General features: G+C 54.4%; 11 protein-coding genes. 7 read left to right on the top strand and 4 right to left on the bottom strand.

Going from position 1 to position 14,447, the window contains the following annotated elements; all coding sequences use genetic code 11:
- Positions 1 to 80: 80 nt before the first annotated feature.
- Both degQ and zapG read right to left on the bottom strand, forming a co-directional pair.
- Positions 81 to 1,451, bottom strand: a complete 1,371-nt coding sequence (degQ, locus tag FDP13_RS16075; RefSeq protein WP_015848106.1) for a serine endoprotease DegQ — start codon at positions 1,449 to 1,451, stop codon at positions 81 to 83.
- Positions 1,452 to 1,685: 234 nt separating this feature from the next.
- Positions 1,686 to 2,090 (bottom strand): Z-ring associated protein ZapG, encoded by a 405-nt coding sequence (gene zapG, locus FDP13_RS16070; RefSeq protein WP_015848105.1) that lies wholly within the window; start codon positions 2,088 to 2,090, stop codon positions 1,686 to 1,688.
- A 212-nt stretch (positions 2,091 to 2,302) separates the two neighbouring features.
- Here zapG and zapE point away from each other — a divergent pair, with 212 nt between their 5' ends.
- From zapE to FDP13_RS21825, 6 genes are all read left to right on the top strand, one after another.
- Positions 2,303 to 3,433, top strand: a complete 1,131-nt coding sequence (zapE, locus tag FDP13_RS16065; protein ID WP_143839896.1) for a cell division protein ZapE — start codon at positions 2,303 to 2,305, stop codon at positions 3,431 to 3,433.
- Between the two features lie 264 nt (positions 3,434 to 3,697).
- Complete coding sequence (gene rplM, locus FDP13_RS16060; RefSeq protein WP_012883052.1) at positions 3,698 to 4,126, top strand: 50S ribosomal protein L13; 429 nt, start codon at positions 3,698 to 3,700, stop codon at positions 4,124 to 4,126.
- Between the two features lie 15 nt (positions 4,127 to 4,141).
- Entirely contained in the window at positions 4,142 to 4,534 is a 393-nt protein-coding gene (gene rpsI / locus FDP13_RS16055; RefSeq protein WP_012883053.1) for a 30S ribosomal protein S9, read from the top strand.
- Positions 4,535 to 4,859: 325 nt separating this feature from the next.
- Positions 4,860 to 5,501, top strand: coding sequence for a stringent starvation protein SspA (gene sspA, locus FDP13_RS16050; RefSeq protein WP_015848103.1), 642 nt, complete (start codon positions 4,860 to 4,862; stop codon positions 5,499 to 5,501).
- A 4-nt stretch (positions 5,502 to 5,505) separates the two neighbouring features.
- The gene (gene sspB, locus FDP13_RS16045) at positions 5,506 to 6,009 is read left to right on the top strand and encodes a ClpXP protease specificity-enhancing factor (protein ID WP_015848102.1); all 504 of its coding nucleotides are present in this window, start codon (positions 5,506 to 5,508) and stop codon (positions 6,007 to 6,009) included.
- 492 nt (positions 6,010 to 6,501) lie between these two features.
- Positions 6,502 to 6,771: a hypothetical protein gene (locus tag FDP13_RS21825; RefSeq protein ID WP_234424422.1), complete on the top strand. Its 270-nt coding sequence runs from the start codon at positions 6,502 to 6,504 to the stop codon at positions 6,769 to 6,771.
- 83 nt (positions 6,772 to 6,854) lie between these two features.
- Here the strand turns inward: FDP13_RS21825 and FDP13_RS16030 are convergent, their stop codons facing one another.
- Complete coding sequence (locus FDP13_RS16030) at positions 6,855 to 8,273, bottom strand: glutamate synthase small subunit (protein ID WP_143839895.1); 1,419 nt, start codon at positions 8,271 to 8,273, stop codon at positions 6,855 to 6,857.
- Positions 8,274 to 8,282: 9 nt separating this feature from the next.
- Positions 8,283 to 12,743, bottom strand: coding sequence for a glutamate synthase large subunit (gltB, locus tag FDP13_RS16025; RefSeq protein WP_143839894.1), 4,461 nt, complete (start codon positions 12,741 to 12,743; stop codon positions 8,283 to 8,285).
- A gap of 715 nt (positions 12,744 to 13,458) precedes the next feature.
- Here gltB and FDP13_RS16020 point away from each other — a divergent pair.
- The gene (locus FDP13_RS16020; RefSeq protein WP_143839893.1) at positions 13,459 to 14,388 is read left to right on the top strand and encodes a TIGR01212 family radical SAM protein; all 930 of its coding nucleotides are present in this window, start codon (positions 13,459 to 13,461) and stop codon (positions 14,386 to 14,388) included.
- Positions 14,389 to 14,447 lie beyond the last annotated feature (59 nt).

Raw genomic sequence — 14,447 nt, 5'->3', positions numbered from 1 at the left:
TTGGGTGTGAAAGAAGGTTGAATCGCAGAATATCAGAGAAGAATGGACGCCGCATCGCGCGGCGTCCACTTTTTCATAGCTTAACGCAGCAGAAGATAGATACTCTCATCGCCGCGAACAATGTTCAGGGCCAAGACCGAGGGTTTGGCTTCCAGAATTTTGCGCAACTGAGTGATGTTTTCTACGCGTTCACGGTTCACGCCGACGATAATGTCGCCTTTTTGCAAGCCGACTTTAGCGGCTGCACTATCTTTGCCCACATTGTCGATCACCACACCTTTACTGCCGTCTTTCAACTGACCGTTGTTAAGGGTGGCGCCCTGCAAGGCTGGGGACAAGGTGTCTGCGTTTGTCGTGACGTTGGCGCTATTGTCCAGTACCACTGCGACTTCTTGTTGTTTCCCGTCACGTAGCAGGCCGATGCGCACGGTTTTACCCGGTGCGGTGGTGCCGACTTTGGCGCGTAACTCGGCAAAGCTATTAATGGGCTTGCCATCCAGAGAAACCAACACATCGCCGGCTTTAATGCCTGCTTTGGCAGCCGCTGATTTCGGAATTACCTCGCTGACGAAAGCGCCTCGCTGGGCCTCAACCTTGAAGGCTTTTGCGATTTCAGAGGTCATCTCGCTGCCCTTGATACCCAGCAGGCCGCGTTTCACTTCACCGAATTCCACTAACTGTTGCGCCAAATTCTGCGCCATGTTGCTTGGAATGGCGAAGCCGATGCCCACGTTGCCGCCGCTTGGCGCCAGAATTGCGGTATTAATGCCGATCAATTCGCCTCGCAGGTTAACCAACGCTCCGCCGGAGTTACCGCGGTTGATGGAAGCATCGGTCTGGATGAAGTTTTCCAATCCTTCCAGATTCAACCCGCTACGACCCAACGCAGAAATGATGCCGGACGTTGCCGTTTGGCCGAGTCCGAATGGGTTGCCGACGGCAACCGCGAAGTCACCGACGCGCAACTGATCGGAATCAGCCAGTTTGACTTCGGTGAGGTTCTTGGCGTCGCTTAACTGCAACAGGGCGATATCGGTCTGCTCATCGCGGCCGATCAACTTGGCATCATATTCACGACCGTCATTCAACTGCACCTGGATTTTATCTGCGTTGTTGACGACGTGGTTATTGGTCAACACATAGCCTTTTTCGGCGTTGATGATGACGCCGGAACCCAGTCCTTCAAACGGGCGAGTATTCTGTTTTTCGGATGGAGTGTTAGGGCCGAAGAAGAATTTAAACTCTTCCGGGATGCGCTGACGCTGCACCTGCGTACCTTCCACATGCACGCTCACGACGGCGGGCAGTACTTTTTCCAGCATCGGCGCCAGGCTGGGCAGTGCCTGACCTTCTACGACGGCAGGCAACGCGGCGTTGGCTGAAGGCAGTGAAGATAACGACAGTCCAATACCGAGTGCCAGTGCGCTATATAACAACGATGTTTTTTTCATTGATTGTTAACTCTCTCACGACCTGCCTATGAATAAAACGATGATATATAAACTCAAACTTGCGGTGAATACTCAGACCCGAAGCCGTGTGTAAAGTTCGCTGATATTTCGTCAGCAGAATGTAACGACTTAGCGATCAGAGAGAGGTCGGCGTGGCCGATAAGGATAAACCCTGACGACAAACGGTATGCCGTCAGGGTGAGTGATATCGGCAAGCTCAGCAAAGATAGCCGGTTATTTGCCCGTCGGACGTGCGCCGCGCAGCAGGCCGGACGCGCTGCCGGAGTAATCGCGAGGCGGCATATCCACCGGCGCCTGATCATTGTCTGATTCAGCTTCGGTCAGGCGGTAGCGGAAAGGATTATCCTGCATGGGCACATCAGGCAGCAGGTTATTGGAGCTTTTCGCCATATGTTGGTAAAGCTGACGGTAATCGCGCGCCATATTGTCGAGCAATTCCGCGCTGTGAGCAAAATGGCTGACCAATTCCTGACGGTATTCTTCCAGTTCGGTTTTATTTTTCTCCAGTTCGTTTTGCAGTACCTGCTGCTGGCGCAGTTTACGGTTGCCGAACCGCATCGCGACAGCGCCAATGATGACACCGATAACAAATCCAATCAGCGCAGACTCCCAGGTCATAAAACGACTCCTATTTTGACTTCGTTGTCCCGTAGGGTTTTTTCACTTAATAATAGTCACTATAACCGCTAACCTCGCTGGAGTGGAGCCCCTGTATATCTGGTCTGATCGGGTATGTGGGCGCTGCGAAGCGGTAACGCCCACGATCACGGGCTGAACCGGCGTTAACGCACGATAAAATACAACGAAATTTTTCTCAGGGATTTTGTGCTATGCAGAGAACAACCCCTTTGGCACTTTACCAGCAGGCTTTGGCGGCTCAAACCTATCAGCCGGATGAAGTGCAGCATCAGACGGTTGTCCGTTTGAACGCTATTCATCAAACATTGACGGAACAGGTGTGGGGACCATCGGAGAGCCGTGCACCGGGGCTGATGTCGAAATGGCGCAGTTGGTTGGGGCAAAAGGAAACATCGCCGACGCCGGTGCAAGGGCTGTACATGTGGGGCGGTGTGGGGCGAGGTAAAACCTGGTTGATGGACCTGTTTTTCCATAGCCTGCCTTCAGAACGCAAGCTTCGGTTGCATTTCCATCGGTTTATGTTGCGGGTTCATGAAGAATTAAACCAGTTGCAGGGGCAGGAAAACCCGTTGGAAAAGGTGGCGGACGGTTTTAAGGCGCAGACCGACATTCTGTGTTTCGACGAGTTTTTCGTCTCGGATATTACCGATGCGATGTTATTGGCGGAGCTGCTGCGGGCGTTGTTCTCGCGGGGGATCGCGCTGGTGGCGACGTCGAATATTCCACCGGACGAGCTGTATCGCAACGGGTTGCAGCGCGCGCGTTTCCTGCCTGCCATTGATTTGATCAAACGTTACTGCGATGTGCTGAACGTGGATGCCGGCATTGATTACCGGTTGCGTACCCTGACCCAGGCCCACTTGTACCTGAGCCCAATCAATGCTGATACCGATGCTGAAATGCAGGCGGTATTCCGCCGTCTGTCTGGGCGCGATGCGGGGCAGCCGGGCCCGGTGCTGGAGGTGAATCATCGTCCGCTGGCGACGTTGAGCGCTGGCGACGGCGTGCTGGCGGTGGATTTTGCCACACTGTGCTTTGAAGCCCGCAGCCAGAATGATTACATCGCGTTATCGCGGTTATATCACACCGTATTGTTGCATCATGTGCCGGTGATGGAGGTAAAAGATGAGAACGCAGCTCGTCGTTTTCTGGCGCTGGTGGATGAATTTTATGAGCGCCGGGTGAAGTTGATTATCTCGGCGCAGGCGCCGATGTTTGATATTTATCAGGGGGAGCACCTGAAATTCGAGTATCAACGGTGCCTGTCGCGTCTACAGGAGATGCAAAGCGAAGAGTACCTACGCCAGCCGCATTTGCCATAGCTATCAACGGCAATAGACGCTGTATGTCGTACAGGACGCCAGGCGGGAAATTATGAGAGAAAAAAGTCGACCTTTGATATCGACTTCTCTATAATCTTGCGACCCCACGTTACAACAAAGTTTTTTCCCGAAACTTTAATCGCGCTGGCAATAGCTATTCGAAGGGGTAGGTTTGCTGGACTAGATAGCCGTGTGAACCTCAACACTATTTATTGAAGCGTTTGGGTGTTCACCAACGTGTAACTTAAATTGGGTAAGCTTTTAATGAAAACTTTTACAGCTAAACCAGAAACCGTAAAACGCGACTGGTACGTTGTTGACGCGAGCGGCAAAACTCTTGGCCGTCTGGCTACTGAACTGGCTCGTCGTCTGCGCGGTAAGCACAAAGCGGAATACACTCCGCACGTTGATACCGGTGACTACATCATCGTTCTGAACGCAGAAAAAGTTGCTGTAACCGGCAATAAACGTTCTGACAAGATGTACTACCATCACACCGGCCACATCGGTGGTATCAAAGAAGCGACCTTTGAAGAGATGATTGCCCGCCGTCCTGAGCGCGTAATTGAAATCGCGGTTAAAGGCATGCTGCCGAAGGGCCCGCTGGGTCGTGCTATGTACCGTAAACTGAAAGTTTACGCGGGTAACGAGCACAATCACGCGGCACAGCAACCGCAAGTTCTGGACATTTAATCGGGATTACAGGCAATGGCTGAAAATCAATACTACGGCACTGGTCGCCGCAAAAGCTCCGCCGCTCGCGTATTCATCAAACCGGGCAGTGGCAACATCGTTATCAACCAGCGTACTCTGGAACAGTACTTTGGCCGCGAAACCGCGCGCATGGTCGTTCGCCAGCCGCTGGAACTGGTCGATATGGTTGGTAAACTGGATCTGTACATCACCGTTAAAGGTGGTGGTATTTCCGGTCAGGCAGGTGCGATCCGTCACGGTATCACCCGCGCTCTGATGGAATACGACGAATCTCTGCGCTCCGAACTGCGTAAAGCCGGCTTCGTTACTCGTGACGCTCGCCAGGTTGAACGTAAAAAAGTGGGTCTGCGCAAAGCACGTCGTCGTCCGCAGTACTCCAAACGTTAATTTCTGGCTGCTTCCTGCCGCGAAATCAACGCAGAAAAACCCGGTGCTTGTCGCCGGGTTTTTTTTCGTCCTCACATCCATTGATGGAAAAATCTGCTTTGATTACTGTAGGTTAGTCATGAAAACGCGCTTATCCCCCCACAAAACAAACAGAATCTGATACACTATTGGCCGGTTTTGTGCCTGTTCGCCAGCAAGTGATTTTAACAGAACGACGGATGTCGTCCGCTTTCTCCCCCTACGGGGAAGCCCAAACGCGGCAAGGCCAGCAGGATCATATTCGATCGGTTGTTCGCCGTATTTTTTCGATAACTTGGAGGTTTTCATGGCTGTCGCTGCCAACAAACGTTCGGTGATGACGCTGTTTTCTGGTCCGTCCGACATTTTTAGCCATCAGGTCCGCATTGTACTGGCCGAGAAAGGGGTAAGTGTCGAGATTGAACAGGTGGACATGGATAATCTGCCGCAGGATCTTATCGATCTCAACCCTTACGGTTCCGTGCCCACATTGGTTGACCGTGAGCTGACGTTGTATGAATCACGTATCATCATGGAATATCTGGATGAGCGTTTCCCTCACCCGCCGTTGATGCCGGTCTATCCGGTAGCGCGAGGAAACAGTCGTTTGATGATGCATCGGATCGAACAGGACTGGTATTCGTTGATGAAAACCATCGTCAATGGTAATGCTCAGGATGCGGAAGCCGCTCGTAAGCAATTGCGTGAAGAACTGCTGGCGATCGCCCCGGTTTTCAACGAAGCGCCTTATTTTATGAGCGAAGAATTCAGTCTGGTGGATTGCTATCTGGCACCGCTGCTGTGGCGCTTGCCGTTGCTGGGCATTGAATTGAGTGGTTCCGGCGCCAAAGAGCTGAAAGGTTATATGACCCGCGTATTCGAACGTGAGGCCTTTCTGGCTTCTCTGACAGAAGCCGAGCGCGAAATTCGGTTGCAATCCAGAGGGTAATGGCATGACGTTGTCTCAGCTCTCTCCGCGCCGTCCGTATTTACTGCGGGCCTTTTATGACTGGTTGCTGGACAACCAGCTAACACCGCACCTGGTTGTGGATGTTACTGTTCCCGGCGTACAGGTGCCGATGGAGTTTGCCCGCGATGGGCAGATTGTCCTGAATATTGCGCCCCGAGCGGTGGGAAATCTTGAACTGGCTGATGACAGCGTACGCTTCGACGCGCGTTTTGGCGGGGTTCCTCGTCAGGTGTTCGTCCCGATGGCATCGGTGATGGCGATATACGCTCGTGAAAACGGTGCGGGTACGATGTTTGAGCCAGAGCCGGCTTACGAAATCGTCGAAGAGTTCGGCGAACAGCCTCATCCCGAGGATGAATCCAAACCGACGTTAATGTCGATAGTGGACAATGAACCTTCTTCCTCTTCCTCGCAGAACGATCAGCCGGATGATGAACCGCCGCAGCCACCGAGAGGCGGCAGACCTTCCCTGAGAGTGGTCAAATAATTACTACAGATAAAAGGCATGTCACAGTGCCTTTTTTTATTGTCTGGATGAAAGGAAGCAGTAACGATAACGGTTCCCGAGTCATGCACGCATGATGTTTATGTCTGTCATTGCGGTATGTGCCAGACATGGGGTAGTGGGCCGTTGATGGCGATTGAATCTCAGCATGGCGTGACGATCGAAGATCGGATGATATCGTTCTTCCGAGTGGGCGGAGCGTGCATTTTGTCGCACATGTGGGACCCATCTGTTTTATCGGTTGCTTGAACCGGAAATCTATTCGCTTTCAGCCGGGTTATTCCCCAATACTCCCAAACAGTTGGTTTCGCAAATCTATACCCGTCATACTTCAAGTTGCAGGTGCGTTGGCTGCGTGACTCGGCCCATCAATGGGCCTCACCCTTCGGGCCGCTGCAAGCAGCGTTCAAATCTGCTCCCGGCAGATTTGTCGTTCACCCGAATCACTTACCTGAGTAAGCTCATCGGGATGAAATGAGAGACATCCTGTCTCTCACCAGAGGCCAGCCTTTGGCTGGTCAAATTCGTTCCCGACGAATTTGTCTCTCTCTTGCCGCGTTACAAGGCTCTAATGAGCCTTGCCCTGACGGGCCAACGCGTTGCGTTGTTCAAAACGCAGCGCGTTTTGTCCTGCAACTCGAATTATTTTGGGTATATATTGATAATAAGCCTGATTATTATGACTTCGTGCAGCAAACCCCAATGATGACCGAACAGGACGTCATCGATTTATATAAAAAGTAATGCGGGTGAATGCTAAGCCGGAAAACGAGGGCTACCCGAAAAGATAAAGGCGGCCGCAGCCGCCTTTAAGGTATCGGAAGGGATTACACTTCCAGATAGTTCATGATGCCGTCAGCCGCTTTACGGCCCTCTGCGATTGCTGTAACCACCAAATCCGAGCCGCGTACCGCGTCGCCGCCAGCGAAGATTTTCGGGTTGGAGGTCTGGAATGCGCTGTTGCTCTGTTCCGGGGCGATGATACGGCCCTGAGCGTCCAGTTCCACGCCATGTTCAGCCAGCCAGGCCATCTTATGCGGACGGAAACCGAACGCCATGATGACTGCATCGGCTTCCAGCACATGCTCGGAGCCTTCCACCGGTTCCGGCCGACGACGGCCGTTGGCATCCGGCACGCCCAGTTCAGTGCGAATCATACGTACGCCGCACACTTTACCGGCGCCGTTGATTTCAATGCTGAGCGGCTGGAGGTTAAAGCGAAACTCTACGCCTTCCTCGCGTGCATTCTTCACTTCACGCTTGGAGCCCGGCATGTTCTCTTCATCACGACGGTAGGCACAAGTAACGTGCGTCGCTCCCTGACGAATCGAGGTACGCACGCAGTCCATCGCGGTATCGCCGCCGCCCAGCACCACGACGCGCTTGCCCTGCATCGAGATATACGGTTCCTGCTCGCTGGTTTCGAAGCCCATCAGGTTCTTGGTATTGGCAATCAGGAACGGCAGCGCATCGTATACGCCCGGCGCGTCTTCGTTTTCCAACCCGCCGCTCATCGACTGATAAGTGCCGACGCCCAGGAATACGGCGTCATACTCTGCCAGCAGGTCGCTCAACTGAACGTCTTTGCCGACTTCCGTATTCAGGTGAAAGTCGATCCCCATCTCCGTGAAGATTTCGCGGCGTTTGGTCATCACCTCTTTTTCCAGCTTGAACGCGGGGATACCGAAGGTCAGCAAACCGCCGATTTCCGGATGACGGTCATAGACTACCGCTTTCACGCCGTTACGGGTCAGCACGTCGGCACAAGCCAGCCCGGCAGGGCCGGCACCGATAATAGCCACACGCTTGCCGGTTGGCTCGACTGACGACACATCCGGGCGCCAGCCCATCTCGATCGCCTTATCGTTGATGTAGCGCTCGATGTTGCCGATAGTCACCGCACCAAACTCATCATTCAGCGTGCAGGAGCCTTCGCACAGGCGATCCTGCGGGCAGACGCGGCCGCACACTTCCGGCAGGCTATTGGTTTGGTGAGACAACTCCGCCGCTTCGATGATCCGGCCCTCGTTGGCCAGCTTCAGCCAGTTCGGGATGTAGTTGTGGACCGGACATTTCCATTCACAGTAAGGGTTACCGCAGGCAAGGCAGCGATCTGCCTGCGCCTTGGACTGGCTTTCCGAGAACGGCTCGTAAATTTCAACAAACTCGATTTTACGAATCTTCAGCGGTTTCTTGGGCGGATCAACGCGCTGTAAGTCGATAAACTGATAAACATTCTGACTCATGATGACCTCTTACTGCGCCTGAACCCGCAGCTCCGCTGCGGAACGACTACGATGACCCAACAACGCCTTCACATCACTTGATTTCGGCTTGACCAGCGCAAATTTCGATGCCCAGACCGGCCAGTTGGCGAGAATTTCCTCGCCACGCTGCGAACCTGTGTGCTGGACGTGCTCGGTAATCAGCCCACGCAGGTGTTCTTCGTGAATCGCCAGGTTTTCTACATCCAGTACTTCAACCAGTTCCGGGTTGACGCGCTTGCGGAATTCGCCGTCTTCATCCAGAACGTAGGCGAAGCCGCCGGTCATGCCTGCGCCGAAGTTGACGCCGGTACGACCCAGAATGCAGACGATACCGCCGGTCATGTATTCGCAACCGTTATCGCCGATACCTTCCACCACGGTAATGGCGCCGGAATTTCGTACCCCGAAACGCTCGCCGGCACGGCCTGCGGCGAACAACTTACCGCCGGTTGCACCGTACAGGCAGGTGTTGCCGATGATGCTGGCCTCGTGGCTACGGAAGGCTGAACCCACCGGCGGACGCACGGAGATGACGCCGCCGGCCATGCCTTTGCCCACATAGTCGTTGGCATCGCCGGTCAGGGCCAGCTCCACGCCGCCTGCGTTCCACACGCCGAAGCTCTGGCCTGCGGTACCGGTGAAGTGCACCTTGATCGGGTCGCTCGCCAGCCCTTGATCGCCATGTTTTTCCGCGATCATGCCGGACAAGGTCGCGCCGACGGAACGATCGGTATTGCGGATATCGAAGTAGAGCGCTTTGCTTTGTCTGGCATCGACATGCGCCTGAGCTTGAGCGATCAGCTCCTTGTTCAGCAGCCCTTTGTCAAACGACGGGTTACCTTCGGTGCAGTACAGCGCTTTACCGGGTTGCGGCGCAACGGTGTGCAGCAGCGGCGACAGATCCAGCTTGTTCTGCTTGGCGGTGATGCCATCCAGTTCGACCAGCAAATCGGTGCGGCCGATCAAGTCGACCAGACGACTGATGCCCAGCTCCGCCATCAACTCGCGGGTTTCGCGGGCGATGAAGGTGAAATAGTTAACCACACGTTCCGGCAGGCCGTGGTAGTGATCGCGGCGCAGTTTGTCATCCTGTGTCGCCACGCCGGTGGCGCAGTTATTCAGGTGACAGATACGCAGATATTTACATCCCAGCGCTACCATCGGGCCAGTACCGAAGCCAAAGCTTTCCGCACCCAGAATCGCCGCTTTCACGATATCCAGACCGGTTTTCAGGCCGCCGTCCACCTGCAAACGAATCTTGTGACGCAGACCGTTGGCGACCAGCGCTTGCTGGGTTTCCACCAGCCCCAGTTCCCACGGGCAACCGGCGTATTTCACCGATGTCAGCGGGCTGGCGCCGGTACCGCCGTCATAACCGGCGATGGTAATCAGGTCGGCATAGGCTTTTGCCACGCCGGTAGCGATGGTGCCGACACCTGGTTCAGACACCAGTTTTACCGAGATCATCGCCTTCGGGTTGACCTGCTTCAGGTCGAAAATCAGCTGTGCCAGATCTTCGATGGAATAAATATCATGGTGCGGCGGCGGTGAAATCAGGGTTACGCCCGGCACGGAATAACGCAGACGTGCGATATACGGCGTGACTTTATCGCCCGGCAACTGGCCGCCTTCACCCGGCTTGGCACCTTGCGCCACCTTGATTTGGATGACGTCGGCATTAACCAGATAAGCAGGGGTAACGCCAAAGCGACCGGAAGCCACCTGCTTGATACGGGACACTTTATTGGTGCCGTAACGTGCCGGGTCTTCGCCGCCTTCACCGGAGTTGGAGAAGCCGCCCAGGCTGTTCATGGCTTCCGCCAGCGATTCATGGGCCTCCGGGCTTAATGCACCGATAGACATCGCGGCTGTATCAAAGCGTTTGAACAGCTCTGAATCCGGTTCGACTTGCTCCAGCGGGATGGCTGCGCCTTCCTGAGGCTGTACCGCCAGCAGGTCACGCAGCATGGATGCCGGACGCTCGTTTACCAGTTTGGCGTATTGTTGGTAATCCTGATAATCACCGCTGTGTACCGCGGTTTGCAGCGTTTTCACCACGTCTGGGTTATAGGCATGGTATTCGCCGCCATAGACGAATTTGAGCAAGCCACCCTGATCCAACTGCTTGCGTTTGAGCCACGCGCGTTTCGCCAGATTTTGCAGGTCTTGCTCGAAATCGCTGAAGTTAGCACCGCTGATACGACTGACAACGCCCTGGAAGCAGCGTGAAGAGACATCCTGATGCAGGCCGACCGCTTCAAACAGTTTTGAACAGCGATAAGAGGCGATGGTGGAAATCCCCATCTTCGACATGATCTTGTACAGGCCTTTGTTGATGCCGTTGCGATAGTTCTGCATCACCGTGCGGTACGGTTTTTCGATGGTGTGGTTATCCACCAGGCGCGCCAGCGTTTCATAAGCCAGGTATGGGTAAACCGCGGTGGCGCCGAAGCCGAGCAGTACGGCAAAGTGGTGCGGATCGCGGGCGCTGCCGGTTTCAACGATGATGTTGGCGTCACAACGCAGGCTCTTTTCCACCAACCGCGCCTGAATCGCGCCTACCGCCATCGGTGCCGGTACCGGCAGACGATCCTGCGCGATACCGCGGTCGGTCAGCACCAGCAGTACCGCGCCGGCACGCACCTTATATTCCGCTTCGTCACACAATTTCTCGATGGTTTCTTGTAACGAACGCTGTTTGGGATCGAAGGTAATATCGATCTTCTCTGCGCGGTAGTGCTCCGGGTCCTGATTGATCAACTGAATGAAGTCGGAGTAGAGCAGGATCGGTGATTTGAAGCTCAGGCGGTGAGCCTGTCCTTCCGCTTCGCAGAAGACGTTCATTTCGCGACCAATACAGGTGGCGAGCGACATCACGTGCGATTCGCGCAGCGGGTCGATCGGCGGGTTGGTTACCTGTGCGAACTGCTGACGGAAATAGTCGTAAATGATGCGCGAACGGCTCGACAGCACGGCGAACGGGGTGTCGTCGCCCATGGAGCCGGTGGCTTCCTGGCCGTTTTCACCCAGCACACGGATAACCTGATCCAGTTCTTCAAAGCTGTAACCGAACTGTTTCTGATAGCTTTCCAGCAGCGCGTCGTCCAGTTCACGGTTGCCGACTTGATCATCCGGCAGTTCTTCGAACGGCACCAGACGCTTAACGTTTTTCTCCATCCACTCTTTATACGGATGACGGCTTTTCAGGTCATCGTCGGTTTCAGTCGAATGCAGAATACGGCCGGTACGGGTGTCGATCACCATCAGTTCACCCGGGCCGACGCGGCCTTTTTCCACCACTTCGTCAGGCTGATAATCCCAGATGCCCACTTCGGACGCACAGGTGATCAGCTTATCCTTGGTGATGACGTAGCGCGCCGGACGCAGGCCGTTACGGTCGAGGTTACAGGCCGCGTAGCGCCCATCGGACAGCACCAGACCGGCCGGGCCGTCCCACGGTTCCATATGCATGGAGTTAAAGTCGAAGAAGGCGCGCAGCTCCGGGTCCATGTTCGGGTTGTTCTGCCAGGCCGGCGGCACCAGCAGACGCATGGCGCGCACGATGTCCATCCCGCCAGCCAGAAACAGTTCCAGCATGTTGTCCAGCGACATGGAGTCTGAACCGCTTTCGTCAACGAATGGCGCGGCATCCAGCAGATCAGGAATCAGCGGCGTTTTAAATTTGTAGGCGCGAGCGCGAGCCCATTGGCGGTTACCCGTAATGGTGTTGATTTCGCCGTTGTGCGCCAGATAGCGGAACGGCTGCGCCAGACGCCAGCGCGGTACGGTGTTGGTAGAGAAACGTTGGTGGAACAGGCAGATAGCCGATTCCAGACGCAGGTCCGCCAAATCCAGATAAAACCGCGGCAGGTCCGCGGGCATACACAGACCTTTGTAGATATTCACCAGATTGGAGAGGCTGCATACATAGAAATCTTTATCCTGCACGCGCTTTTCGATACGGCGGCGCGCCATAAACAGGCGGCGTTCCATATCACGCGGGCGCCAGCCGGCCGGGGCGTTAACGAAAATCTGTTCGATGCGCGGCAGGGAAGAGAGGGCGATTTCACCCAGTACGTCCGGATTGGTTGGCACTTCACGCCAGCCCAGTACGGATAGGGTTTCATTTTGCAGTTCTTCTTCCACAATTCGGCGAGTAGCCCGGGCCTTTTCTTCATCCCGGCTAAGGAACAACATGCCGACTGCGTAATTGTTGGCCAGTCGCCAGCCGTGTTCTTCGGCGACCAGGCGGAAGAAACGATCAGGTTTCTGAAGTAATAGACCGCAACCGTCGCCGGTCTTGCCATCGGCAAGAATCGCGCCACGGTGCTGCATTCGTGCCAGGGCGTGAATCGCCGTCCGCACGACTTTATGGCTCGGTTCACCTTCTATATGGGCGATCAATCCGAAACCACAGTTGTCTCTTTCATGGGATGCATCGTACAACATATCTCAGTGAACCTCCCCAGGCTCTGTATGACGCCCTCAATCGACAACCTCACTGCCAGAATGCGGAGCGTAAATTACGCTTGAACCGCGCGTTAACCGCGAGCGACCCCTTCACTGCGCCGATTTGGCATCAGTGGTGTGCGCCGCTCTCTTTATCTGGCCTCTCGTAAGGTCTCACAAGTGATGTGACTTGCTTGATGAGGGAGTCTTCTTCTTACTGCATAAATATGACGAGACGTTAACTCGTCAGGAAAGCTTCCAGCGGATTCCCAAATTAGCGAGAAACCCTGTTCAGGTCAAATATCCATGGCGAACTGATGCTTTAGGGATAATATTTGCTTATGTTTATGAAATAAAAGGATTTAATTAATAAAAAGAAGACGTTGGCGGCAAGGGGGTATTGGTTGAACTGTGAGCTGTATCACTATGTCGATAGCGGGTTTTTATTGCTGAATGCTGAGATAATTATACTTTGTGGCATCTTATTCTGTTTAGTGTGTGTTTTTTACTTTATGACACTGTTTTTCATTTTGTGGTCATCTTTTAATGGAATGAGCCTCGCAGATAAGAAAAATTAATCAGGAATGATGTGATTTTATTTTCAATAAAAACGAATAAACATGCAGCTGCATAAACCGGAGCGTATTGATCGGGGTCATCGCCGTTAATAGGCGGTAAAGGTAGGCTGATTTTTTGTGAAATGAAGAATCAGAATATGCAATTGCAAAAATTAATCAATATGTTTGGTGGTGATCTTCAGCGTCGTTATGGAGAAAAAATCCATAAATTGACGCTGCACGGCGGATTTAGCTGCCCAAATCGCGACGGTACGCTGGGACGAGGCGGTTGCACGTTCTGTAACGTGGCGTCGTTTGCGGACGAGCAAATGCAGCAGCGCGGCATCGCCGAGCAACTCACGGCGCAAGCAGGTAAAGTTAATCGCGCAAGCCGTTATCTGGCCTATTTTCAGGCTTATACCAGCACTTACGCCGAAGTGCAGGTGCTGGCGTCGATGTACCGGCAGGCGCTGGCGCAGGCCGATATGGTCGGGCTGTGCGTCGGCACCCGACCGGACTGCGTGCCGGATACGGTGTTGGACTTGCTGGCGGACTATCATGATCAAGGGTATGAAGTCTGGCTGGAACTGGGGTTGCAAAGCGCGCACGACCGGACGTTGCGGCGCATCAACCGCGGGCATGACTTCGCCTGCTACCGACAAACCGCGCAGCGTGCCCGTGCCAGAGGGCTAAAAGTGTGCAGCCACTTGATTGTCGGCCTGCCCGGCGAAAGCGGCGAACATTGTCTGTCGACGTTGCAGCAGGTTGTTGAGGCCGGCGTAGACGGCGTCAAGCTGCATCCATTGCATATCGTGACCGGTAGCGTTATGGCGAAAGCATGGCAGGCAGGCCGATTGGCGGCGCTGCAACTGGCGGATTATGTATCGATTGCCGGGGAGATGATTCGCCACACCCCACCCGAGATTATCTACCACCGTATTTCCGCCAGCGCCCGCCGCCCGACGCTGCTGGCGCCATTGTGGTGCGAAAACCGCTGGACCGGCATGGTCGGCATTCATGATTACCTGCAACAGCACGGGGCGCAGGGTTCCGCGCTGGGGCTGCCGTTTCATTATCCGACAAACTAACCTCCGCGACGGCTCGCAAATCGACCGCTCATTTACCACGCACAGGATTTTTTTACGGT

It is taken from the genome of Dickeya sp. ws52 (assembly GCF_007210685.1).
GTDB classification, from domain to species: domain Bacteria; phylum Pseudomonadota; class Gammaproteobacteria; order Enterobacterales; family Enterobacteriaceae; genus Dickeya; species Dickeya chrysanthemi.
The sequence above is the reverse complement of the archived record's forward strand: the minus strand, read 5'-3'. Positions and strand labels throughout refer to the sequence as shown.